This is a genomic window from Amycolatopsis albispora, from assembly GCF_003312875.1.
GTDB classification, from domain to species: Bacteria; Actinomycetota; Actinomycetes; order Mycobacteriales; family Pseudonocardiaceae; genus Amycolatopsis; species Amycolatopsis albispora.
Map to the genome: position 1 here is coordinate 7,715,801 of NZ_CP015163.1, position 20,809 is coordinate 7,736,609.

Annotated in this window: 16 protein-coding genes; 11 read left to right on the forward strand and 5 right to left on the reverse strand. The window is 71.6% G+C overall.

The features are described 5' to 3' along the window. Positions 1-55 precede the first annotated feature (55 nt). From A4R43_RS36645 to A4R43_RS44685, 4 genes are read left to right on the forward strand one after another with little or no spacing between them, the layout of a single operon-like run. Positions 56-2,098, forward strand: coding sequence for a magnesium transporter (locus A4R43_RS36645; RefSeq protein WP_113696272.1), 2,043 nt, complete (start codon positions 56-58; stop codon positions 2,096-2,098). A 2-nt stretch (positions 2,099-2,100) separates the two neighbouring features. Then, the gene (locus A4R43_RS36650; RefSeq protein ID WP_113696273.1) at positions 2,101-2,703 is read left to right on the forward strand and encodes a hypothetical protein; all 603 of its coding nucleotides are present in this window, start codon (positions 2,101-2,103) and stop codon (positions 2,701-2,703) included. Between the two features lie 3 nt (positions 2,704-2,706). Then, positions 2,707-3,705, forward strand: a complete 999-nt coding sequence (locus tag A4R43_RS36655; protein ID WP_113696274.1) for a C40 family peptidase — start codon at positions 2,707-2,709, stop codon at positions 3,703-3,705. Positions 3,706-3,715: 10 nt separating this feature from the next. Beyond that, a complete protein-coding gene (locus tag A4R43_RS44685; protein WP_335645130.1) occupies positions 3,716-5,386 on the forward strand; it encodes a hypothetical protein in 1,671 nt (556 codons plus the stop codon). Between the two features lies 1 nt (position 5,387). Here A4R43_RS44685 and A4R43_RS36665 read toward each other — a convergent pair whose 3' ends face one another. Beyond that, complete coding sequence (locus tag A4R43_RS36665; RefSeq protein ID WP_236808492.1) at positions 5,388-6,479, reverse strand: chitinase; 1,092 nt, start codon at positions 6,477-6,479, stop codon at positions 5,388-5,390. A gap of 127 nt (positions 6,480-6,606) precedes the next feature. Between A4R43_RS36665 and A4R43_RS36670 the strand changes: the two genes are divergently transcribed. Genes A4R43_RS36670 through A4R43_RS36680 form a run of 3 tightly spaced genes read left to right on the forward strand, consistent with a single transcriptional unit; the run spans position 6,607 to position 9,057 of the window. Then, positions 6,607-6,804 (forward strand): hypothetical protein, encoded by a 198-nt coding sequence (locus A4R43_RS36670; RefSeq protein WP_113696276.1) that lies wholly within the window; start codon positions 6,607-6,609, stop codon positions 6,802-6,804. A 56-nt stretch (positions 6,805-6,860) separates the two neighbouring features. Then, positions 6,861-8,267, forward strand: a complete 1,407-nt coding sequence (locus A4R43_RS36675; protein ID WP_113696277.1) for an RNB domain-containing ribonuclease — start codon at positions 6,861-6,863, stop codon at positions 8,265-8,267. Positions 8,268-8,277: 10 nt separating this feature from the next. After that, positions 8,278-9,057 carry a helical backbone metal receptor gene (locus tag A4R43_RS36680; protein WP_113698132.1) on the forward strand — a complete coding sequence of 260 codons (780 nt, stop codon included), beginning with the start codon at positions 8,278-8,280 and terminating at the stop codon, positions 9,055-9,057. On the opposite strand, the gene A4R43_RS36685 is transcribed toward A4R43_RS36680, so the two are convergent. Together A4R43_RS36685 and gabT are read right to left on the reverse strand one after the other, a co-directional pair. Then, positions 9,014-10,423, reverse strand: coding sequence for an aldehyde dehydrogenase family protein (locus A4R43_RS36685; protein ID WP_113696278.1), 1,410 nt, complete (start codon positions 10,421-10,423; stop codon positions 9,014-9,016). The two genes, A4R43_RS36680 and A4R43_RS36685, sit on opposite strands and share 44 nt — an antisense overlap. Next, positions 10,420-11,748, reverse strand: a complete 1,329-nt coding sequence (gabT, locus tag A4R43_RS36690; RefSeq protein ID WP_113696279.1) for a 4-aminobutyrate--2-oxoglutarate transaminase — start codon at positions 11,746-11,748, stop codon at positions 10,420-10,422. The genes A4R43_RS36685 and gabT overlap by 4 nt, the downstream gene beginning before the upstream one ends. A gap of 74 nt (positions 11,749-11,822) precedes the next feature. On the opposite strand from gabT, the gene A4R43_RS36695 reads away from it, so the two are divergent. Continuing rightward, positions 11,823-13,646, forward strand: coding sequence for a PucR family transcriptional regulator (locus A4R43_RS36695; RefSeq protein WP_113696280.1), 1,824 nt, complete (start codon positions 11,823-11,825; stop codon positions 13,644-13,646). A gap of 119 nt (positions 13,647-13,765) precedes the next feature. On the opposite strand, the gene pip is transcribed toward A4R43_RS36695, so the two are convergent. Further along, on the reverse strand, positions 13,766-14,719 hold the full coding sequence (gene pip, locus A4R43_RS36700; RefSeq protein WP_113698133.1) for a prolyl aminopeptidase: 954 nt from the start codon (positions 14,717-14,719) through the stop codon (positions 13,766-13,768). 267 nt (positions 14,720-14,986) lie between these two features. Further along, positions 14,987-15,862 carry a 3-methyl-2-oxobutanoate hydroxymethyltransferase gene (gene panB, locus A4R43_RS36705; protein WP_113696281.1) on the reverse strand — a complete coding sequence of 292 codons (876 nt, stop codon included), beginning with the start codon at positions 15,860-15,862 and terminating at the stop codon, positions 14,987-14,989. Between the two features lie 265 nt (positions 15,863-16,127). Between panB and lysX the strand changes: the two genes are divergently transcribed. The 3 genes from lysX to A4R43_RS36720 are packed head-to-tail and all read left to right on the forward strand — an operon-like array spanning position 16,128 to position 20,689. Next, a complete protein-coding gene (gene lysX, locus A4R43_RS36710; RefSeq protein ID WP_418190775.1) occupies positions 16,128-19,436 on the forward strand; it encodes a bifunctional lysylphosphatidylglycerol synthetase/lysine--tRNA ligase LysX in 3,309 nt (1,102 codons plus the stop codon). A gap of 37 nt (positions 19,437-19,473) precedes the next feature. Beyond that, positions 19,474-20,103, forward strand: coding sequence for a DUF998 domain-containing protein (locus tag A4R43_RS36715; protein WP_113696283.1), 630 nt, complete (start codon positions 19,474-19,476; stop codon positions 20,101-20,103). Positions 20,104-20,110: 7 nt separating this feature from the next. Continuing rightward, the gene (locus A4R43_RS36720) at positions 20,111-20,689 is read left to right on the forward strand and encodes a DinB family protein (RefSeq protein WP_113696284.1); all 579 of its coding nucleotides are present in this window, start codon (positions 20,111-20,113) and stop codon (positions 20,687-20,689) included. The last annotated feature ends 120 nt before the right edge of the window (positions 20,690-20,809 follow it).

Genomic DNA, 20,809 nt, shown 5'->3' on the forward strand with positions numbered 1-20,809 from the left:
AAGCGGCGGCCGCGGCCGTGCGCGGGTACCGGCGAGCGCCCGGCGGTGACCGGGCATGATCACCGTTGCCGTGCTCCTGGCGTTCGCCGGGGCCTGGTACCACCTGCGCAAGCGGCGGAAACCCTCGCCGGAGCGCCGCAAGCGCGCGGCCATGCTGATGGTGGTGGCGATCCTCGGCGTGCAGGCCGTGGTCACCGCCCCGCAGGCGATGGCCGCCGAATGCGGCGCCGCCCCCAACCCGGAACGCCCCGGCTCCGGCATGGTCGGCGCGATCGACCCGCCGCGCCAACACGGCCTCGAAGGCAGCGCCTACCTCGACTACAGCTACGCCGGCATGGTGTGGCACGTCTTCGAGACCAACTGCAGCCCGATGGCCGGGCTGACCGACCCCGACTCGACGATCGACACCTGGGGCGGCAACCAGCTGTTCAACATCGCCAAGAACATCGTCGGCGCGACCAACTCGCTGCACTACACGGTGATGGAGGACGGGCTGCTCAGCCCGATCTACAACGCGGTGAAGTCCGGCGCGGAGAAGGTCTACAACAACATCTACGCGCAGCTGTTCGGGCTCGCCGCGCTGGTGCTGGCGATCATGATGTTCCGCAACATCTGGCGTGGTGACCTGTCCACGGTGAGCAAACGCGCGCTCTTCGCGCTCGGCGGGGTGTGGCTGGCCGCGTCCTCGCTGGCGCTGCTGCGTTACCTGGACCCGATCGACGACGCGATCGTGAAGACCACCAGCAGCATCCAGGCCGGGTTCATCGACGCCAACGACGCCGACACCATCGCGCACGAGGTGCTGCCGACGAACCTGCACAACCGGGTCGTCTACGACAACTGGCTGCGTGGTGAGTTCGGCGCGCCGGACAGCGAGCAGGCGCAGCAGTTCGGCCGCCCGCTGCTCGACGCGCAGGCGTTCACCTGGACGCAGATGAACAACGACCAGGACGCCGACCAGGCGGTGACCGACGCCAAGAAGGGCGAGTTCAAGAACATCTCCACCCAGCTCGGCCCGGCGACCGGTTACTTCACCGGCGAAGACGGCAGCCGGACCGGCGCCGGGTTCCTCGCTTTCCTGCAGAGCCTGGTGTATTCGCTGTTCCAGCTGTTCGCGAAGGCGGCGGTGCTGCTGGCACAGGTGATCCTGCGGTTGTTCACGCTGACCGCGCCGCTGATCGGGCTGGTGGCGATCCTGCACCACGACATCCTGCGCCGCGTGGCTAAGGTGCTCGGGGCGGTGGCGTTCAACCTGATCGTGCTGTCCGTGCTGGCCGGCGTGCACGCGCTCCTGCTGCAGGCGATCTTCGACGCGGGCAACTCGCTGTCCATGCTGGTGCAGATGGCGATGGCCGGCCTGGTCACCATCCTGCTGTTCCTGGTCGGCCGCCCCGGCCGCCGCCTGTGGCAGATGGTGGAGATGTCGGTGAGCATGGTCGGCTCCGCGGTGCCCACCCCGCGCGGCGGCCTGTTCTCCCGCTTCCGCAAGCACAGCAACGACCCCAGCCCGCAGGACGAGTTCTGGCAGAACGTCCGCGACACCGACGAGACCACCGGCACCGACCAGCGCGGCCCGATCGGCGCGACCGCCGGTGGTGGCCGGTTCCGCCCGGAGGCGACCGTGTTCGCCACGTCGCAGCGGCTGGACAACACCAATCTCGGCAACCGCCCCGCCGCCGCCTGGTCCGGCGCCATTCCGGGCGCGCTGCCCAGCGGCAACGGCCACGCCGAGCTGCCGCCCGGGTCGAACGGCATGCCGGTGTTCGGCGGTTTCGTGCCCGGCGGCGGCCTGCCGGGCAACCAGTTGCCGCAGCCCGCCAGCCGCCGGGTGGACACCTCGCCGGTGTTCGACCGCGGCTGGGATCGCGGCGACGACCCGGAACCGGTGGTGATCCCGTCCCGGATGACCCCGGCCAACGCGCCGCAACCGGAGGCCGCGTACGCGCCGCCCGCGGCCGCCATGCCCGCACCGCGCCAGCCCCGCCGGGTCGATCCGGAACTGGTCGGCGGCAAGCCGGTGCACGTGATCTTTCGCCCTTCGCGCGGGCTCGAGGTGCGCGAGGACCTTCGTGACACCGACCGTGCCGTGAGGGGGTAGCCATGCCGATCAGGACCAACCGCGGCCGCGCCGCGGTGTACCGCAGGCTGTGGGGGTGGCCGCTGCGCTCCACCGCCCACCTGACCGTTTCGCTGGTGGTGCTCGCCGTGCTGCTCATCGCGGCGGGCGTGGTCGTGCCGAAGCTGGTCGGTGAGCAACCGCAGCGGACCGGCCGCGCCGGGGAGATCTCGGTGACCCCCGACGACGGCAAGGCCGGTCCGCCGCCGAATCGCGCCAGCAGCGGCCCGCTGCCGACGCGGCTGTCCGAGCCACGCGAGTCGCCGACCTCGGCGCCCCCGAACGGCGACGCCATGCGCGTGGCCGAGCAGTTCGCCGCGGCCTGGGTGAACCACCCCGACGGCATCACCAACGAGCAGTGGCTGGCCGGGCTGAAACCCTTCACCACCGACGAGTTCCTGCCCACGATGTCCACTGTGGACCCGGCGAACATCCCGGCCACCCGGGTGACCGGGCAGCCGGTGCCGGTGAACTCGCTGACCAGTTCGCTGGAGGCGGAGGTGCCGACCGACGGGCCCAAACTGTCCATCACCGTGGTCAGCACGAACGTCGGCTGGCGGGTTTCGGCGCTCGACCAGGCGGGCTGAGCCGTGAAGGTCGGTGTGCTGGTCGGGGTGCTGGTCACCGTGTTGTTCGCGGCCGTGGTCACCACCGGCACGGTGGCCGTGGTGGTGGACAGCCAGCAGGAGCAGCAGGCGCTCGGCGTGGTCAACCTCAGCTGCGACGCGGCGATCGGGCCGAGCCAGCCGGGGCAGCAGGGCAAGGGCGCGGCGGACGCGGGCAACCTGAAGGACGAGCAGCTGCAGATCGTCACGCTCATCATCACCATCGGCAAGCAGCGGCAGCTGTCGCCGCGGGCGTGGCAGATCGCCATCCAGGCCGGGATGACCGAGTCGGGGCTGCGGAACCTGACCTACGGTGACCGCGACTCGCTCGGCATCTTCCAGATGCGGCCGTCGATGGGCTGGGGCACGGTCGCGCAGGTGACCGATCCGCCGTACCAGGTCAACAAGTTCTACGACGTGCTGCTGGGCGTGAAGGGCTGGGAGACCATGCGGCCCGGCGACGCGGCGCAGGCGGTCGAGCGGTCGGGGTTCCCGGATCGGTACCACAAGTGGGAACCGATGGCCGTGCACCTGGTGGAGAACGTCGGCGAGGTGGTCGACGCCGCGGGGTGCGGTGAGGGCACCGGTGCGGTGCTGCCGCCCAGCCAGACCGCGGCGAAGGCGATCGAATTCGCCTTGGGGGAGCAGGGAAAGCCGTACGTGTGGGGTGCCACCGGGCCGAACTCCTACGACTGCTCGGGGTTGATGCTGCGCGCCTACGAGGCGGCGGGCGTCACCCTGCCGAGGGTTTCGCGTGACCAGTACAAGGCGGGCGCGATGTTGCCGGTGGAGCAGGCCCAGCCCGGTGACCTGCTGTTCTGGGCCTACGACCCGTCGAACCCGAAGACCATTCACCACGTGGCGATGTATCTGGGGGATGGGAAGATGGTGGAGGCGCAGCAGAGCGGCGTCCCGGTGCACACCAGGAAGGTCTCCTGGGACGAAGGCGAGCTCGTCGCGCAGGCGGTCCGGCCTGGTGTTTAAGGAGTAGTCGGTGGCGAAGAAGTTCGGCAGGCGCGGGAGCAAGAAGGGTGCCGCGGAGGACCCGAGGAACATGTTCGGGCCGCCGATGCCGCGCCGCGGCGGGCCGCCCGCGTCGAGCACCCCGCTCGCCGATTTCCTCAACCGCGGCCCGATTCCGGGGGTCGACGAGGGGTACGTGGTGCTGCCGCGGTCGCTGGCGGAGGGCATGTCGCTGCCGTGGCAGCAGCAGGCGGTGGAGTTGCTGTCGCAGTTCCACGGCACGCACCGGGGGCTTTCGTGGCCGATCTACCGGGTGACGCCGTCGCGGTACGAGCGGCTGGTGGACCTGGACGAGGAGCAGCTGGCCGAGGCGGGCTACCTGGTCGAGATCGACACCGACGGCGACATGGTCTACCGCGAGCGCAGCGGCAGGCGGGTGGAGAACCCGGAGAACACCACGGTGCTGGTCGCCACCCTGGACCCGATCGTGCGGGGCCGCCCGCCCGCACAGCCGCGACGGGAAGCCCCGTCGGACGGCGGTTCGCGGGCGCCGGTGCCGATGAACCTGCCACCCGCCCCGGTCTGGCGGACGACGCCCGCGAAGGCGGTGCCGTCTGCGGAGGCGCCGCCACTGCCGGTGCCGGAAACCGTCACCCCGCTACGGGAGGCGCCTGCGGCCGCTACGCAGTTCGCCGCGCCCCAGGTGCCCGCTGAGCAGGCACGATCGGAATCCTCGGCCCAGCCTGGGCAGCCTCCCGCCGCCCAGGCACCGTCCGCGCCGCAAACCCCGGCCGCGCAAGCGCCGCCGGAGCAGCCGTCGACGGCTCAGCCGCCCACCACCGAGGCTCCGACCTCCCAAGCGCCGACGACTCAGCCTCCGGCCGCTCAGCCGCCGACTTCTCCGGCACCGACGGCTCAGCGGCCACCCGCCGAGGCCCCCATGGCCCAGCCGCCGACCAGCCAGGCCTCGGCCGCGCAGCCCTCGGCGGCTCAGCCGCCAACAAGCCAGCCGCCAACCGGCCAGTCTCCGGCCGGTCAGCCCTCGGCCGCGCAGCCCTCGGCCGCGCAGCCCTCGGCCGCGCAGCCCTCGGCCGCGCAGCCCTCGGCCGCGCAGCCCTCGACAGCTCAGCCACCGACAGCTCAGCCACCGACGGCCCAGCCCTCGGCGGCCCAGGCTCCGGCCGCGCAGCCGCCAGCCAGTCAGGCCCCGGCAACCCAGGCCCCGGCAAGCCAGGCCACCCCGGAGCCTCAGCCTTCAGCCGAGCACACCCCCGCCCAGCCGGAGCACCAAGCTCCAGCCAGCCAGGAGCAGCGAACTCCAGCCCAGCCGGAGCGCCGAACCTCGGCCCAGCCGGAGCACCAAGCCCCAGCCCAGCCCCAGGCCCAGCAGCAAAGCACACCCGCCCCCTGGAATCCGCCGTTGGCGCCTGGCGAGACGGCGCTGTCCACCTCCGGGCAGCTGCCCGTGGTCCCGCCGTCCTCGGCCAAGCCGGTGACGGATCTCGACGAGCCGTTCGCGGTGCCGTCCGCGCGTGCCGAAGAAGCCGACACCCCGCCCCGCGGCATCCGGATGGGCGACCGCGGCTGGTTCGACGAGCTGCCCGACTCGGCTTCGGCGGCCTCCTCGTCCGAGCCGCCGGGTGAGGCCACCTTCGGCCCCAGCGGCGACCCGACCGAGATCCCCTACCGGTACCGCAAGTAGCTCACCGCGGCAGCTTCGCCCGGTGCGCCTTCGAGAACTCCTGCCCGGTGAACTTGTCCCAGTTGATCGACCACGCCATCAGCCCGCGCAGGTTCGGGTAGACCCCGCGCGGCTGGTACGTGCCGCAGTTCTGCGCCTTCATCAGGCAGTCCAGCGACTTGTGCACCTCGGCCACCGGCGTGAACCCGTTGCCGGCGTACGAGTTCGCGGGCAGCCCGAACGCGACCTGGTCCTGCCGCAGCGGCGGGAACGGGTTCGCCGCGTTGCCCTCGATCGGGAACCCGGCGAGCACCATGTCGGTCATCGCGGTGTGGAAGTCGGCGACGCCCATGGTGTGGTACTGGTTGTCCAGCCCCATGATCGGCCCCGAGTTGTAGTCCTGGACGTGCAGCAGCGTCAGGCTGTCGCGCATCGCGTGGATCACCGGCAGGTACGCCGCCGCCCGCGGGTCCGCGCCGCCCCACTGGCCGCTGCCGTAGAACTGGTAGCCCAGCTGCACGAAGAACGTCTCCGGCGCCATGGTCAGCACGAATCCGGCGCCGTACCGGGCTTTCAGCGTCTTCAGCGCGGAGATCAGGTTGACGATCACCGGTGTGGTCGGGTTCGCCAGCGTGCGGTCGCCGGGGTTGAGCGACAGCGAGTGGCCTTCGAAGTCGATGTCGAGCCCGTCGAGGCCGTACTTGTCGATGATCGCCGCCACCGAGCTGACGAACCTGTCGCGGGCGGCGGTGGTGCTCAGCTGGACCTGGCCGTTCTGGCCGCCGATCGAGATCAGCACCTTCTTGCCCTGCGCCTGCTTGGCCCTGATGGCCTGAATGAACTCGGCTTCGCTCTCCACATTCGGGCATTCCGCCACCGGGCACAGCGAAAACCGCAGGTCACCCGAGGTGACCGAGGTCGGCTCGGCGAAGGCGAGATTGATGATGTCCCATTCGTCCGGGACGTCGGCCATCCGGACGTAGCCGGAACCGTTGGCGAAGCTGGCGTGCAGGTAACCGACCAGCACGTGCTTTGGCAGCGCGGCCGCGGCCGGGCCGGGGGTCACCATGAGCAACGCGAGTACCGGCAGCAGTGCGGTGAACAGTCGTCTCATCCGTGCCTCCCGAAGGCTGGTGACGCAGGTCACCCCAAATTGGACTAGACCATTGGGACACTTGTCAAGTGGTCCAGACCACCTGGACGGGGTCGCGCGAGCGCCGCGGAAGTGCGAGGCTGCTGGCATGGCGAAGGATCCGAACCCCGACCCCGGCTGGTACTACAACACCCGGACCAACCAGGTGGAGCACCTGGAGCGGGCCCGCTCGGTCGACCTGCTCGGCCCGTACCCCGACGAGGCGACCGCCCGGCGCGCGCTGGAGATCGCCCGCGAGCGCACCAAGGCCGCCGACGCGGCCGATCGCGACTGGGACGAGGACTGAGCCGGACCATCCGGAACCGGCCCGGTTCGGGTTAGGGTCGAGGGGTGGCCACTGTAGTGCTAGGCACGCACCCAGCCGGTGGTGACTTCGGCCGGCTGCGCACCGAGTTCGCGCTGCCCGGCGGATTCGGTGCCGACGTGCTGGCCGAGGCCGAAGCCGCGGTGATGGACCCGCTGCAGCTGGACGCCGAGCGCGAGGACGCCACCGCGTTGCCGCTGGTCACCATCGATCCGCCCGGCTCGAAGGACCTCGACCAGGCGCTGCTGGTCGAACGCCGTTCACGCGGCTTCCGCGTGCACTACGCGATCGCCGACCTGGCCGCCTTCGTCGCGCCCGGCGGCCCGATCGACCGCGAGGCGCGCCGCCGCGGCCAGACCCTGTACCTGCCGGACGGCAACGTGCCGCTGCACCCGCCGGTCCTGTCCGAGGGCGCGGCGAGCCTGCTGCCAGGCGAAACGCGCCGCGCGGTGCTCTGGACCATCGACACCGACGCCGACGGCGAGCCGGTCTCGGTCCACGTGCGGCGCGCGCTGGTGCGGTCCACCGAGCAGTTCGACTACGAGACGGTCCAGGCCGCGGCCGACTCGGACACCGCGCACCCGTCGATCGCCGCCCTGCCGGTGCTCGGCCGCCTGCGCCGCGAGCTGGCCGTGCACCGCGGTGCGCTGGAACTGCAGCTCCCGGAGCAGGAGATCAGCGCCGACGAGAACGGGAACTGGCGGCTGGTGCGCCGTCCCCGCACCGCCGCCGACGCGTGGAACGCGGAGATCTCCCTGCTCACCGGCATGAGCGCGGCCCGGATCATGATCGACGCCGGCATCGGCGTGCTGCGCACGCTGCCCGAGGCCGAGCCGGAGGCGGTGAGCTGGCTGCGCCGGTCGGCCCGCGCGCTGGGCATCGACTGGCCTGCCGAGGCCGGGGTGGCCGAGCTGCTGTCCACACTGGACCCACGCCGGCCGGAGTCGCTGGCGCTCTACGCCGACACCACCCGGCTGCTGCGTGGCGCCGGGTACACGGCCTTCGACGGCACGCCACCCGAGGTCAGCACGCACGCGGGCATCGGCGGCCCGTACGCGCACGTCACCGCCCCGATCCGGCGGCTGGTGGACCGGTTCGCCACCGAAATCTGCCTGGCGGTGACCGCGGACCGCCCGGTGCCGGAGTGGGTGCGCGAGGCGCTGGCCAGGCTGCCCGAGCTGATGAGCGCGTCGGACACGCTGGCCGCCAGGGTGGAACGCGCCTGCGTGGACCAGGTCGAGGCGTGGATACTGGCCGATCGCATCGGCGAGACCTTCGGCGCGGTGGTGCTGCGCGCGGAGGAGAGCCGCGCCGAGGTGCTGCTGGAGGAACCGCCGGTGATCGCCAAGAGCGGCGGCGAGGGCTTCACCGAGGGCGAGCGGGTGACCATCCGGCTGACCGCGGTGGACGTGGACCGGCGCAAGGTGAGCTTCGAGCGGGGATGAGCGCATGCGGATGACCGACGACCTCGGCGAGGACGTGCCGCTGACCGGCGTGCCGGAGCGGATCGTCTCGATGGTGCCGTCGCTGACCGAGGCGGTGGCGGTGAGCGCGCCGGGCACGCTGGTCGGCATCACCGACTACTGCACCCATCCGGAGCTGGACCTGCCGCGCATCGGCGGCTCGAAGTACCCGAAGGTGGACCGGATCTTCGACCTGAAGCCGGATCTGGTGCTGGCCAACGCCGAGGAGAGCCGCCCGGACGACGTGGAACGCTTGCGGGCCAACGGAATTCCGGTGTGGGTGATGGCCGCGGCGGCGACCGTGCCCGCGGCGCTGGCGTCGCTGCGCCGCCTGCTCACCCAGGGCCTCGAACTCGACGAGCCGGACTGGCTGGTGCGGGCGGAGGACCTGTGGCGCGAGACCCCGCCCGTGCGCGCCACCGCGATCGTGCCGGTGTGGCGCAAGCCGTGGGTGGTGCTCGGCCGGGACACCTTCGGCGGTGACGTGCTGCGCCGCCTCGGTGTGGCGCTGACCTACGCCGACCACGAGGACCGCTACCCGCGCCCGTCGCTGGACGAGCTGCGCGCGCAGTTCGAAACCGGCGCGGCGGAGCTGCTGGTGCTGCCCGACGAGCCCTACCTGTTCACCGACGAGGACGGGCCGGAGGCCTTTCCCGGAGTGCCGTACGTGCTGGTCTCCGGGCGGTTCCTGACCTGGTACGGCCCGTCGCTCGTCGAGGCGCACGAGGCTACAGCGGCAGCCCTGTCAGCACGGTTACCCGCTCTTCCGTGAAGTCGAGCATGGCCGAGGCCGGGCCCTCCCGGCCGACGCCGGAGTCCTTCACGCCGCCGTAGGGCATCTGGTCGGCGCGGAAGCTCGGCACGTCGCCGATCACCACACCGCCGACGTCGAGCCGCGCGGAGGCCTCGAACGCGGTGGGCAGGTCGCGGGTGAACACGCCGGTCTGGAGGCCGAACCGCGAGTTGTTGACCCGGTCGAACGCCTCGTCCACCGAGTCGACGCGGTTCAGCGTGACCACCGGGCCGAACACCTCGTCCGCGAGCACCTTGGCGTCCTCGGCCACGTTGGTCAGCACGACCGGCGACAGCGTCGCGCCGTCGCGGGTCACTTCGCCGCCCGCCTCGCGGACCCACGACTCGACCCGCTCGGCGGCCGCCGTGTTGATCAGCGGGCCGACGTCGGTGGTGTCGTCGTTCGGATCGCCGACGCCCAGTGCCGCAACCGCGGCGGTGACCTTGTCCACCAGCTCGTCGAACACGCCGGCGTGCGCGTAGACGCGCTGCACCGAGATGCAGGACTGCCCGGCCTGGTACATGGCGAAGGTGGCGATGCGCTGCGCGGCGAACGCCAGGTCCGTCCAATCAGGACAGACGATGGCCGCCGCGTTGCCGCCCAGTTCGAGCGCGACGTGCTTGCGGGGCGCGCTTTCGCGGATGCTCCAGCCGACCGGCACGGAACCGGTGAACGAGACCACCGGCAGCCGCGGATCGGTGACCAGCCGCGCCGCCACGTCGTTCCCGGTGGGCAGGATCGACCAGCTGCCGGCGGGCAGCGTGGTCTCGGCGAGCAGCTCGCCGAGCAGCAGCGCGGTCAGCGGGGTGGCAGGCGCGGGCTTGAGCACGATCGGCGCGCCCACCGCGATGGCCGGGGCGACCTTGTGCGCCACCAGGTTCAGCGGGAAGTTGAACGGGGTGATGCCGAGGACCGGCCCCTTCGGCACGCGCCGCACCAGCGCCATGCGGCCGGTGCCACCGGGATCGGTGTCGAGCCGCTGCAGCTCGCCGGTGAACCGGCGCGCCTCCTCGGCGGCCCAGCGGAAGGTCGACGCCGCGCGGGCCACCTCACCGCGCGACCACTTGATCGGCTTGGCCGATTCGGCGGTGATCAGCCGGGCGAACTCCTCGGCGCGCTCGGTCAGCTTCCGGGAGACGTGGTCGAGGGCAGCCGCACGCACGTGGGCCGGGGTGCGCGCGGCTTCGGCGCGGACGTCGTGCGCGGCCTGGACGGCGGCTTCGACTTCGGCGTCGTCCGGCGCGTGGTGCGCACCGGCCACCGAATTGTCGTAGGAACTGCGGATCGTGGTGGTTTCGCCGCCGTGCACGGGTTTTCCGGCGATCCAGAAGGGGAAGGCGCTCACTTTCCGGCCTCCGCGAGAATGGCCTGCTCGAGCACGGAAATGCCCTCGTCGAGCAGTTCGGCGGACAGGGACAGCGGCGGCAGCAGCCGCACCACGTTGCCGTAGGTGCCGCAGGTCAGCACCACCACCCCGGCCGCGTGGCACGCCTTCGCGATCCGGCCGGTCAGCGCGGCGTCGGGCTCGTTGGTGCCCGGCTTCACGAACTCGGCGGCGAGCATGGCGCCCCGGCCGCGGAGGTCGCCGATGACGCCGGTGCGCTCGGCGATGGCACGCAGCCGCGGCAACACGGTGTCGGCGATGCCACGCGCGGCGACGTCCAGCCGCTCGGCGTGCATGGTCTCGATCGAGCCGAGCGCGGCGGCGCAGGCGATTGGGTTGCCGCCGTAGGTGCCACCGAGGCCGCCGGACGGCACCGCGTCCATCAGCTCGGCGCGGCCGGTGACCGCGGCCAGCGGCAGCCCGCCGGCGATGCCCTTCGCGGTGGCGATCAGGTCCGGCACCACGTTCTCGTGGTTCGACGCGAACCAGTCGCCGGTGCGGCAGAAGCCGGTCTGCACCTCGTCGGCGACAAACACGACGCCGTGCCGCGAGCACCAGTCGGCCAGCGCGGGCAGGAAGCCCGGCGCGGGCTCGATGAAGCCGCCCTCACCCTGGATCGGCTCGATCACCACGGCCGCGACCTGGTCGCCGCCGATCTGCTTCTCGATCCGGTCGAGCGCGGCGGCCGCGGCCTCGGGCCCGGTCAGGCCGTCGCGGTACGGGTAGGAACCGGGCACGCGGTAGACCTCGGGCGCGAACGGGCCGAAGCCGTGCTTGTACGGCACGGACTTCGCGGTCAGCGCCATGGTCAGGTTGGTGCGGCCGTGGTAGGCGTGGTCGAACACCACGACGGCCTGGCGGCCGGTGGCCACGCGGGCGATCTTCACCGCGTTTTCGACCGCCTCGGCGCCGGAGTTGAACAGCACCGAGCGCTTGGCGTGGTCGCCGGGGGTGAGGGCCTGGAGTTCCTCGCAGACCCGCACGTAACCCTCGTACGGCGTGACCATGAAGCACGTGTGGGTGAACTCGGCGGCCTGCGCGCGGACGCGGTCGACCACGGCCGGGGCGTTGTGGCCGACGTTGGTCACCGCGATGCCGGAGCCGAGGTCGATCAGCCGGTTGCCGTCGGCGTCGGTGAGCAGGCCGCCGTCGGCCGAGGTGATGTAGACGGGCAGCACCGAGCCGACGCCCGCGGCCACCGCGTCACCGCGGCGTTCCTGCAGGGCACGGGAGGCCGGGCCGGGGATTTCGGTCAGCAGCCTGCGCTGCGCGAGCTGGGTGGTCATGGCCTCAGGATGCGACCGGGCGGCGTCGGCGTCAGGTGCCATCCTGTACAAGTGCGCCGGTAGAATTCGCCAACATGGCACTTTCGCTCCGGCAGCTGGCGTCCGCGGAGGGGCTGCGGGTGCTGGCCGGTTCGGCGGGGCTGGACCGCACGATCGGCTGGGTGCACCCGACCGAGCTGGCCGACCCGACGGCGTTCCTGGACGGTGGTGAGCTGCTGCTGACCACCGGGCTGGCGCTGGACGCCGACGTCTCGTCCTATGTGGACAGGCTGGTGGCGGCGGGGGTGGCCGGGATCGGTTTCGGCAGCGGGCTGAGCCACGAGCGGGTGCCCGCGGCACTGGTCGCGGCGGCGGAGGCGGCGGGGTTGCCGCTGCTGGAGGTGCCGCGCGAGGTGCCGTTCATCGCGATCACGAAGGCGGTCTCGGCGGCGGTGGCGGCCGACGAGTACGCGGCGGTGGTGCGGACCGGGCGCGGTCAGCAGGAACTGACCAGGGCGGCGGTCGGCCGCGGCGGCCCGGCGGCGGTGGTGCGCCGATTGGCGCGGCTGGTCGACGGGTGGGTCCTGGTGCTGGACTCGGGCACGCCGGTGGAAGCGGCGCCCGCGTCGGCGCGGGCGCGTGCCGGTGAGCTGCCGGTCGCCGGCCTGCGGGGCACGCGGGGCGTACGCCTGACGTCGGGGGACGAGGTGGTGCTGCACTCGCTGGACGCGCGGACGGTGCTGGCGGTCGGGCGGGCGGAGGCGCTGGATGCCGCCGAGCAGTTCATCGTGAACACCGCGGCTTCGCTGCTTTCGCTTGCGCTGCAACGAAACCGGGAACAACGGGACGTACTGGGGCGGTTGCGGTCAGGTTTGTTCGATTTGTTGTTGTCGCAGGAGGAGTTGGCGGTCACCGCGATCCGGGGTTTGTGGCCGGGGCTGCCGTCACCACCTTGGCGGGTGGCGGTCGTGGTGGGCCCGGCGGCGGGCCGGCGTGCCCTCACCGAGGCCTTGGGGGAGGCGTTCTGGGTGGGGCGGGATTCGGAGGTGGTGGTTGTTGCGCCGGATGCGGAGGCACTTCCGCCTTTGGTGGCGCGATTCGGCCTGCACGCGGGAATCTCCGCACCACCCGCCTTTGCCACCTCTGCCGCCGCCACTCCCGCCACCGACACCGCCGCCACTAGGGCCACCACCGCCACCACCGACGCCGCCGCTCCCGCTCCGACCGCGACCGCTCGCGCTGCCACCACCGGCGCCGCCGCTCCCGCCACCAACACTGCCACCACCGGCGCCGCCACTCCCGCCGCCACCGGCAGCGCCATCACCGGCAGCGCCACCACCGATTCCGCAGCTGACGCCGCCGCTACCACTGGCGCCGCCGCGACCAACATCACCGCGACGACCGCGACTACCGGCACCGCCGCCTCCGGTGCCGTCACTTCCGGTACTGACGCGACAGGCGCCGCCCCCGCGACCACCGGCACTGGCGCCGCCGCGACCGGCACTGGCGCCGGGACCGGCGCCGCCGCTGCCACCGGCGCCGTCGCGACCGCGCCTTCTGTCGCCACGGCTTTTCGGCAGGCATCGCAAGCCGCGCGGGCTGCGCGCGCCCAGCGGGTCACCTGGCTGGACTTCGCCGAGTACGCCGGCTCTGGCTTGTTATCGCTGCTCCCCGTCGAGAGCACTGCTCTCATCGCGGAACGGCTGCTCTCGCCGCTGAGCACCGATCTCGTCGAGGCCCTGCGCTGCTGGCTCGAGGAACACGGCCACTACGACGCCGCCGCCACCCGGCTCGGCATTCATCGGCACACCCTGCGCAATCGCTTGCGCAAGATCGAGACCCTGACCGGCCGCAGCCTCACCTCACCCGGCACCCGCGCCGAATTCTGGATCGCCCTCTCCGTCGGCGACCTCCACTGACCGCCGGCCTGATCGGCATGGCACCAACCGACGCGTCACGAAAGCCACATTCGGGACGCAGAACGTCTCGAAAGCCACATTCGTGACATCGAAAGCGCATCGGCCGCCCGCCCGAGTCGTCAGCGGAACCGGTCCGTCGCCGCCCTCAACCCCGCCAGTACCCCCAGATCGTTCACCGCGTGCCCAGCCGTGTTCAGCAGCTGGAGTTCCGACCCCGGCCAAGCCTGGTGCAGTTCCCAAGCCGTGATCGGCGGGCAAACCACGTCGTACCGCCCCTGCACCAGTACCCCCGGAATCCCGGTCAACTTGGCCGCGTCCCGGATCAGCTGGCCGTCGTCGAGCCAAGCCCCGTGGCTGAAGTAGTGCAGCGCGATCCGCGCGAACGACAACGCGAATCCCGGCCTGCTGTAGTTCTGCAGATAGCTCGGCTGCGGCACCAGCGACACGATCGCGCCCTCCCAAGCACTCCACGCGATCGCCGCCGCCTCTCGCACGCCGCGGTCCGGGTGGTAGGCGAGTCGGTGGTACGCCGCCAGCGGATCATCCCGCTCCGCCTCCGGAATCGGCGCGAGGTAATCACCCCACGCATCCGGGTACACGCGCGAAGCACCATCCCGGTAGATCCAGTCCAGTTCACTCTTCCGCGCCGTGAACACCCCGCGCAGCACGATCTCGCTCACGCGCCCCGGATGCGTCTCGGCGTACGCGAGCGCCAGCGTCGCGCCCCACGAACCGCCGAACACCTGCCACCGGTCGATGCCGAGATGCTCACGCAGCAGCTCGAGATCGGCGACCAGGTGCCACGTCGTGTTCGCCGACAGATCGACCTCGGGCTCGGTGATGCTCGGTGTGCTGCGCCCGGAACCACGCTGGTCGAACTGCACGATCAGATACGCCGACGGATCGAAGTGCCTGCGGGACAACGGGGTCAGCCCGCTGCCGGGCCCGCCGTGCAGCACCACCACCGGCTTGCCGTCGGGATTGCCGGAGGTTTCCCAGTGCACCAGGTGCCCGTCGCCGACGTCGAGTTGCCCGGTCCGGAACGGCTCGATCGCCGGGTACAGCTCTTCCATGCGCACCACTGTGCCTCATGCGCGGGCACAGCGGTGCGCACGGAACAAAAGGTGGGGGCTCGCTCCCGCCGCCAGACTGAACGAGCCCCCGGCCGGTGGGGATTACCGGGATTGGTCATGAGGACCCGACAAAGGGAGGTGTTCAGCGCGGCCGCGCGACTGGCATCGTCTCCTCCTCGTCGAGGACCCGTGGCGGCGGTGGGTAAACGCTAAGCCACCGACTGAATACAGTCAAGCATGTGATGCTTGTTCATATATCTGAACAAGTCAGTGGAAGGAATGCTCCGCACCCGGGAACTCGCCGCGCCGGACGTCCTCGGCGAAAGCGGTGGCCGCCTTCGACAGGACCCCCGCGACATCGGCGTACCGCTTGACGAACCGCGGCGTCCGGCCCCGCCGCAGGCCCGCCATGTCCTGCCACACCAGCACCTGCGCGTCGCAGTCCGGCCCGGCGCCGATGCCGATGGTGGGAATGCTCAGCGAGTGCGTGACCTGCTTGGCCACCTCCGCCGGCACCATCTCCATCACCACCGAAAACGCCCCGGCCTCCTGCAGCGCCAGCGCGTCCGCGACCAGCTCCTCGCCCGACGCGCCCCGGCCCTGCACCCGGTACCCGCCCAGGTTGTGCTCGCTCTGCGGGGTGAACCCGATGTGCCCCATCACCGGCACGCCCGCCGAGGTCAGCGCCTCCACGTGCGGCGCGAACTTCCGCCCGCCCTCCAGCTTGACCGCGTGCGCGCGGCCCTCCTTCATGAACCGGACCGCGGTCGCCAGCGCCTGCTCCGGCGAGAGCTGGTACGAGCCGAACGGCAGATCGGCCACCACGAGCGCGTACTTCACCGCCCTGGTCACCCCGCGCACCAGCGGCAGCAGCTCGTCCACCGTCACCGGGAGCGACGTGTCGTAGCCGAACACGTTGTTGGCCGCGGAATCACCGACCAGCAGCACCGGGATCCCGGCTTCGTCGAACAGTTCCGCGGTGTACATGTCGTAGGCGGTGAGCATCGGCCACGCCTCACCGCGCTCCTTCAGCTCGCGCAGGTGGTGCACGCGGACTTTCTTGCGGGGCGCGGATTCCCGCGCCGAAGGACCGGAGCCGTATGGTGCGGCGAGCTCGCCGCCGTCAGTGCCGGGGGTAGACATCGTCGTCGACCGTCCCTTCCCTTGTGGACGCTGTGGACCTTCGTGCGGTGTCCGGGTGGACGACCAGCGTGACACCGCGCGCGGGCACCCCCAAGCGGGCTGCGACCAGCTTCACACCGGCCTGCCCCACCCCGCCACCGCCGGGTCCCCCGATCGAAGGAAGGATCGCGGCCTGCGGTCAGACTCGCGGATGATGTCGGATGAGGGGTGGCGCGGGTTGAGTAAGAACTCCCAGATGCCGGCGAGAACGACTGGAAGCCCGATCGTGCGCAAGTCACCCGTGCCCAGATGGCAGGCCAGGACCGCGGGGCTGATCGCCACCGTGGTGCAGCTCGGCGCCTTCTCCTCCCTGCTGCTCCTGCTGCTCGGTGACGACGGCCGCTGGCTGCGGCACGTGCTCGCCGGGGTGTTCTGGCTGCTCAGCATCCCGGCCGACGCGAACCTGGTGATCGCGCTGGTGCTGGTGGTGCTCGGCGCGGCACTGCGCCGCCGCAAGCGCGCCGCGCTGTACACGCTGGTGTTGTTCCAGGTCGGCGGGCTGGTGATCATGCTCGCCGGGCAGGCCTTGCTGCTGTGGGCGCCGGACCTGGTCGACCTGCGGCCGGACGAGTTCGCCCAGATCCCGCACATCGTGGCCGCGATCGGCGGGCTGGAACTGGTCGCCGTCGCGCTCACCGCGCTGCTGCTCGCGTTGCGCCCAGCCTTCCCCGCCCGCCTGGCGCCCGGTGCGTTCCTGCGCGGGCTGCTGGTGCTTTTTGCCGGGATGGCCACGGTGACCGTGGGCGGCTGGATCCTCGCCGAGATCTTCCCCGGCACGCTGGCGAGCAGCTGGGAGCGGTTCGTCTGGGCGGCGAACCACTCCACCGGCGAGCTGCTGCGGCTGGGCCGGTTCGGCGTCGGCCACGGGCCGGACTGGCTGGACGTGCTGCTCGACCTCGGCGGCACCTTCGCCACGGTGGCCGCGTTGTTCGTTTTCTTCCGCGGGGTGCGCACCCGGCACCTGCGCACCGACGAAGAGGAACTGCGATTGCGTGAACTGCTCGCCGAACACGGCGAACCGGATTCACTCGGCTATTTTGCCACGCGCCGGGACAAAAGCGTGGTTTTTGCGCCTTCCGGACGCGCCGCGGTCACCTACCGGGTGCTCGGCGGCACCAGCATCGCCAGCGCGGACCCGGTCGGTGACCCCGAAGCGTGGCCGGCCGCGGTGCGGGAATGGCTGGCCGAAGCGCGGCGTTACGGCTGGGTTCCGGGCGTGCTCGGCGCGAGTAGGCGCGGTGCCGAGGTGTACACCGAGGCCGGGTTGAAAGCGCTGGAAATCGGCGACGAGGCGATTCTGGACGTCCGCGAATTCAGCCTGAGCGGACCCGATCGCCGCACGGTCCGGCAGGCGGTGAGCCGGATCGAGCGCGCCGGGTTCTCCAGCCGGGTCCGGCGCCATTCGGAGATTTCACCGGAGGAAATGACGTCACTGCTGAAAAAGGCCCAGCAATGGCGTGGCGGGGGAAGTGAACGCGGATTCTCGATGGCGCTCGGACGGCTCGGCGACCCGTCCGATGGCCGGTGCGTGATGGTCGAGGCCTTCGACGCCGACGGTGAACTCCGCGGCCTGCTTTCCTTTGTGCCGTGGGGACGCCGGGGGCTTTCGCTGGACCTGATGCGACGCGATCGCGAAGCGGGCAACGGACTCAACGAGTTCCTGCTCGCCGAACTGGTCGACGCGTGCTCCCGCCTCGGCGCGCAGCGGATTTCGCTCAACTTCGCCATGTTCCGCGCGGTTTTCGCCGGGGGCGAGCGGCTCGGCGCCGGGCCGGTGCTGCGGGCCTGGCGTGCGGTGCTGAGCGTGTTCTCGCGGTTCTTCCAGCTGGAATCGCTGTACCGCGCGAATGCCAAGTACGGGCCCGAATGGAAGCCGCGGTTCCTCTGCTACGCCTCGGCGCGGCGGCTGCCCAAGGTGAGCCTGGTCGCCGGTGCGCTGGAAGGGTTTGTGCCGAGCATCGGGGCGAACCACGCGCTGCGGCTGGAAACCGTCACCGACGACTTCGTCGGCGAAGTGCGGCGGATCGAAGAGCGCGCGGCGGCGGCCGTCACGGTGAAACCGGTGCGGCGGCCGGAGCAGGTCCGCGTGCGGATCGCCAAGCTCGACCGGTTGCGCGCGGCGGGCGTGGACCCGTACCCCGTCGGCTTCGAGCGCGACGCGGAACTCGGTGCGGTGGTGGCGAAATTCGGCGGCCTGGAGCCGGATCGGCACACCGGCGAGCGCGTGCGCGTGGCCGGTCGGGTGGTCGCCCTGCGCAACCTCGGCGGGCTCTGTTTCGCGCGCATCAAGGACTTCAGCGGGGAGCTGCAGCTGATGCTCGCCGCCGACGTGCTGCCGCTGGACGGCTGGCGGTCCGGAGTGGACCTCGGCGATCAGGTCGGCGTGCACGGTGAGGTGGTCACCTCCCGCCGCGGCGAGCTTTCCGTGCTCGTCGACGAGTGGACGGTCACCGCGAAATGCCTCCACCCGCTGCCCGACCGCCGCAAGGGCCTCGCCGATCCGGAGGCCAGGGTGCGCAAGCGGTACCTCGACCTCGCCGTCAACCCGGACTCCGCGGCCATGCTCCGGATGCGCGGCACGGTCGTGCGCGCCCTGCGGGAACGCCTGCACCAGTGCGACTTCCTCGAGGTCGAAACGCCGATGCTGCAACGTGTGCACGGCGGCGCCAACGCCCGCCCGTTCGTCACCCACATCAACGCCTACGACATGCGGATGTACCTGCGGATCGCGCCGGAGCTGTACCTGAAGCGGCTGTGCGTGGCCGGCGTCGAGCGGGTTTTCGAGCTGAACCGCAACTTCCGCAACGAGGGCGTGGATGCCACGCACAACCCCGAATTCACCATGCTCGAGGCGTACCAGGCGTACGCCGACTACGGCACCATGCGGCGGCTGATGCGCGAACTCGTGCAGTACGCCGCCGAAGCCGCGTACGGCAGGCAGGTGGTGCGGCGGCCGGGCCTCGGTGAGGTCGACATCTCCGGCGACTGGCCGGTGATCACCGTGCACGACGCGGTGTCCGAAGCACTCGGCGAGCGGATCGACGCCGGGACCACGGCGTCCGAGCTGCGCCGGCTGTGCCGCCAGGCCGGGGTCCCGCTCGACGGCGCCGACGAACTGGGCCCAGGCGACCTGGTGCTCAAGGCACACGAGCACCTGGTCGAACCACGCACCACGAGCCCCGTTTTCTACACCGACTACCCGACCGAGGTCTCGCCGCTGACCCGGCGGCACCGCGCCGACCCGCGGCTGGCCGAGCGCTGGGACCTGATCGCCTTCGGCGCCGAGATCGGCACCGCCTACAGCGAGCTGACCGACCCGCTCGAGCAGCGGCGGCGGCTCGAGGCGCAGTCGCTGCGCGCGGCCAGCGGGGACATCGAGGCGATGGAGCTGGACGAGGACTTCCTGCTCGCGCTGGAACACGGCATGCCGCCGACCGGCGGGCTGGGCATGGGCGTCGACCGCCTGTTGATGCTGCTCACCGGCGCGTCCATCCGGCAGACCGTGGTGTTCCCGTTCGTCCGGGCCAGGGCCTGAGGCGGTTGGTACCGACTGGCGTGTCACTCTTTGGCGCGTGAGCGGATTCCGGCTGGTGCGACTGGTGGCGATGACGCTGCTCGTGCTGGCCGTCGCCGCCTACTCGGCGTGGCTGCTGGAACTCGTGGTGCCGACCGGGCTGTCGGTCATGCGGTCACCGGTCGACGAGTTCGGCGCGCGGGACCGGCCGCACGGCGAGCTGTTCCGGACCGCCGAGGTGATCGCCGGTGCCGCGTTCGTGGCGGCCGTGCCGCCGCTGAACCGGCTCGCCCCGACGCACTGGGTTTCGCGGCTGTCGGTGGCGACGGTGGGGGCGTTCGGCGTGGTGCTGATCGCGCACGCGCTGCTGCCGCTGGACTGCGCGAGCTCGGTGAACCAGCTGTGCCAGGCGGATTCACCGCAGCACCTGGCGCACCGGGTGCTCACCGAGGTGCTGACCGGTATCTACCTGGTCGGCGCGGCCAGCCTGGTGGGGTGGTGGCCGCCGCGGTGGCGGGCGGTGGCCGGGGTGGTGCTGGTGGTGGTCGCGGCCGGTGAGGTGGGGGCGCACCTGCTCGAACCGGTGGCCGGGCTGGCCACGCGGGTGCAGGCGATCGCGATGGCGGTGCTGCTGCTGGCCGGCGCGGCTTATCTGGGTGATGCCGACCGGCTTCGCCGGGTGACATGATCCGACCGTGAAAGATGCCAACGCCGGCCCGGTGGCCGACGAACGCGAGGGGCTGCTCGCCTTCCTCGAACAGCAGCGCCGCGTGCTGCGGATCGCCGCCCACGGACTGACCGACGACGAGGCGCGGCGGGCGCCCAGCCGCAGCGCGCTGACCGTCGGCGGGCTGGTCAAGCACGTGGCGATCACCGAGCGGAACTGGATCGACCTGATCGAGTTCGACGACCCGCCGCAGCCGGCGATGGAGGATTACGCCGACGCGTTCGTGCTGCGGGAGGACGAGACGCTGGCCGGGGTGTTCGAGCTGTACGCCGAGGTGGCGCGGCGGACCGAACGCGTCATCGGCGGCGTCGCCGACCTGGGGCAGCCGGTGCCGGTGCCGAAGGGCGTGCCCTGGTACCCGGACGAGTTGGAGGCGTGGTCGGTGCGGTGGGTGCTGCTGCACCTGATCGAGGAGAGCGCGCGGCACGCGGGGCACGCCGACATCGTGCGCGAGCACCTCGACGGCGCCACCGCCATGCCACTGCTGGCCGCCGCCGAATCCTGGCCACCCAGCCCCTGGCTGCAGCCCTGGACCAGGCAGGCCTGACCGGGCCCAGCGCGGCAACGGAAGATCTGTGCCCAACACGCCCACTTCAGGGTGAGGGAGGCCACAATGCGCGTCACGTCCGGCGGGAATCGGCCGGTCGAACCCGTTCCCGGCGTCCTC